This is a genomic window from Mesorhizobium sp. M7A.F.Ca.MR.362.00.0.0 (genome assembly GCF_004023175.1).
GTDB lineage: Bacteria > Pseudomonadota > Alphaproteobacteria > Rhizobiales > Rhizobiaceae > Mesorhizobium.
Genome location: NZ_RZTF01000713.1, coordinates 1 through 873 on the forward strand (window position 1 = coordinate 1; position 873 = coordinate 873).

Here is an 873-nt window from a genome sequence, read left to right on the forward strand (position 1 = left end):
ACTGCGGTTGCCGCTTCCCTAAACCCAGACCAATAAACGATCCGTGCACCAACGCTCTTGACCGGCATTCTTCGTTTGCCGAGCCAGCCAACTGCCGAAGTGTCAACCCACCGAAACGCTGTCGTAAAGACATCGCTGAACCCACCGCAAACCTCCAGTTTGCAGCATCGATAACGTCCCGCCGCATTTACGAAGCGAGCCAAACGACACTTACAGTCGGGTTTGTCGAGTTCGCGACTTCGCGGTGTTTGGTCGGGCTTCCCGCTACGCCGTCATTAAGGCATTGCTGAACATGAAGAAAGTCTGTTTTGGATATCTTTGTGCGACATTGGCACTACTTTTGAAGCTCCATCCTTGCGAGCGGCAGCAGTTTTAGACCCACGTCGAATCCCCGCTGCTGGAGCTTCAGGATGGTGCGCTGCCAGAAGTCGGGGCGGAGCAGCAGTCTCTTACAGCCGCAGCGTTGGCACCATTGACAGCGTGCGGGCAAGTGTCCTCTGAAAGAGGGAGTGAAACATGGCGGACGGTACGTTCCCTCGTTTCCAAGGGCTGACAACCAGAGCGTTCAGCCCGTTTTCTTTCGTGCCCCCGATAGACTTCCGGGAGGTGGCCCGGGACGCATTTGCGGGCGATTTCGCCCGGTTTGTAGAGCAGACTAATGGTGTTAGTAAATCCGACCAGTTGTTCGGCCTGCTGTCTGACTTTGCCCTGAATTTTGGTTTTCCATGGATCGCCTATGGACCTCCTACACCCGACCGAAAATCTCTGAAGCCGATCCGACGAGTTCCGCCGGTCATGCTGAATTATCCTGATGATTGGCAAAAGCGATGCTCCGAAATGGGTTATGATAGGATAGATCCCATTGTTAAGAAG

At 54.3% G+C, this 873-nt stretch carries 1 protein-coding gene; it reads left to right on the forward strand.

The annotated features are described in order from the left end of the window. Positions 1 to 516: 516 nt before the first annotated feature. Positions 517 to 873 (forward strand): autoinducer binding domain-containing protein (locus tag EOC06_RS44555; protein ID WP_245470417.1); only part of this gene is annotated, 357 nt, incomplete at its 3' end.